The following is a 2240-nucleotide window of genomic DNA, read 5'->3' as shown; positions in this document are numbered from 1 at the left end:
CCCGCCCGCCGGACGACGCAGACCGTGCAACGCTGGAGTTGCGACAGCCGCAGCGTCAATGGCTGCCTGCATCCCACGATCGTCTCGGTGACGGATCTCGTGGGCTTCGCCCAGTACACCTCCCGGATCCTGTTGGGCGACCCCGAAAACGCGGGTGCGGTGGGGCTCGTGGAGAAATTCCGCTGGGGCAACGTGGCGCTGACCGTGCCGGAGAAGGCGTTCATGGAATTGGCGCCGCATGGCTTGGGCGCCATGCTTCACAACCTGGGTCAGTACGATACCGGGATGGCGCGTGACTTCGCCGAAAAGGCCGCGCCGGTGATCGCCTTGGAGATGACGAAACTGCTGCTGGACGACCTGATCGGCCAGGCAGCGCAGGCGGCCTCGCTCCACCAGAACCCGTATGCTAAACAGGTGATCGAACAAATCCGCAGTGCCAAAGACGATGTCGCGCAGCAGTACAACGAGATCGCCCAGCGCTACGGAAACCTGCAATCGTTGATGACGCATTACAGCGCGTTGGCGCCGCTGGTCAAGGGCCGGCCACTGCAATCCGACACGGCCGATGCCGGGTTCGAATCAACGCAATAGATGCGCAAGACGACGACCGTGACCCTTGGCCGCCTGGCACCGGCGTAGACCGGATCAACCCGCGGGCGGTACCATGGTCCTTTGGGTAAGCGAAACCTTATCCCAGGTTTGACATCGCCCAAATTGGAGGGCTATATCCATGCCTGAGCACCTGCGTAAAGTGGTTGGCATCCTGTTGATTCTCACCGCCATCGGCGTCGCTTCCTGGCAGTCCCTGTTGGTCTCCTGCTCATCCCCCACCGGGGCCGGCTAACGGAGCCAACGCCATGCCGCGCCTGTTGCTGCTCGTTGCTGTCGCCCTGATCACCGCCACCATGTTGATGCTGTTGGGGCGACGGTTATGGAACAACCTCTGGGAACACCGCGCCGAGACCGCCCCGCCGTCACCTGTCGCGGGACTGCTGCTCTTCCTGGTACCGCTCCCAATCCCGGTCGCCGCAGCGCTATCATTGGCACAGGGACACCTGGTGCCGTTCCTCGGCAATGCCATCGGGTACGCCCTGTTCTTGGGTGGCGCACTGCTGGTGCGGCGCGGGCTCTTGCAGACCGGTGGGCGCGCTGACGGGCGTTGGCCGTTCAAGACACTGGGCTGCGCGCTCATCAGCCTCGCCACCGGCATGACCACCTGGCTTGGCGTCGGTCACAGCCCCGCCATTGCTTGCGCCTTTGCGCTGGTCGCCCTGCTCGGCTGCTATCTCACCTATGGCTTCGACCCGCTCATCAGCAGACCCTTGCGCGGCGGCGAACACGCGCGCACCGCGCTGGAAGAGGCTGATCGTTCGATCGCCGCCATTGAGCAGGCGAGCCGCGACATCCGTCAGCCCGAGCTGGGCACGCGGCTGCAGCGCATCACCGGACTTGCAAGAGCGATCCTTCGCCGACTTGAGGAAGATCCGCGTGACCTGCACCTGGCGCGCAAATTCCTCAACGTCTACCTCGACGGTGTCCAGCGCGTCGTTGAGGACTACGCGAAAACCCACACCCGAATCAGCGCGCCGGAACTCAATGAACGCTTCCGCCGCGCACTGATCACGGTCGAGGACGCTTTCCGGGAGCAGCAGCAGACGCTGTTGGAAAGCGACGTGGAGCAACTTGACGTTAAAATCGAGGTGCTGACCCAACAGCTCAAACGCTAAGGCATCATTTAAAAAGGAAAAACCGGGTTAAGGGCAAGGCCCGGTGCTGGGCTGGCCAACCGGCGACGCGCTGCCTGGCATGATTGATGGGTGTTCCGCATACCGAGCACACACGGGACGCCGCCCGGCTTCCCGCATTCCCTAACATAATCGCTATCTTCGGCTCTCACGCATCAACCCGGATCGATGGCACCCTGGCGATTGCGTGCGCGACGCGCGCACCATTTTCCGGGGTTTAAGCAGTATGTGGGACATCTATTCGATCGGCGACGCCGCCTACCTCACCGCGGTCCTGAACGCCGTCGCCATGCTCTCGGGCTCCGGGAACATGCACGCACTGGCCGGTATCGGCTTCCTGGTCGGCTTCATGCTCATCATGTTTCAGGGCATCATCCAGGCCCGCCCGCCGCAGCTCCAGCACATGCTGGTGGCCTGGGTGGTCTACATGGGCATGTTCGGTCCCACCGTGAAGGTGTCCGTCCAGGATGTCTATTCCGGGGCGGTACGCGTGGT

Annotated in this window: 3 protein-coding genes; all 3 read left to right on the top strand. The window is 63.2% G+C overall.

The window, feature by feature from the left end; all coding sequences use genetic code 11:
- The coding region (locus tag QZY44_RS27110) for a conjugal transfer protein TraH (RefSeq protein ID WP_295455442.1) at positions 1-591 on the top strand (591 nt) is incomplete at its 5' end.
- A 266-nt stretch (positions 592-857) separates the two neighbouring features.
- Positions 858-1727 carry a 5-bromo-4-chloroindolyl phosphate hydrolysis family protein gene (locus tag QZY44_RS27105; RefSeq protein ID WP_295455440.1) on the top strand — a complete coding sequence of 290 codons (870 nt, stop codon included), beginning with the start codon at positions 858-860 and terminating at the stop codon, positions 1725-1727.
- 244 nt (positions 1728-1971) lie between these two features.
- Positions 1972-2240 (top strand): conjugal transfer protein TraG N-terminal domain-containing protein (locus tag QZY44_RS27100; RefSeq protein WP_295455437.1); only part of this gene is annotated, 269 nt, incomplete at its 3' end.

It is taken from the genome of uncultured Thiodictyon sp. (genome assembly GCA_903837595.1).
Taxonomy (GTDB): Bacteria; Pseudomonadota; Gammaproteobacteria; order Chromatiales; family Chromatiaceae; genus Thiodictyon.
Note: the sequence above shows the minus strand (reverse complement) of the source record. Positions and strands in the feature narration are given on the sequence as shown.

Bases quoted from the DNA above. Each gene is read 5' to 3' on its own strand.
- QZY44_RS27105 (WP_295455440.1), top strand. From the start codon at position 858: ATGCCGCGCCTGTTGCTGCTCGTTGCTGTCGCCCTGATCACCGCCACC.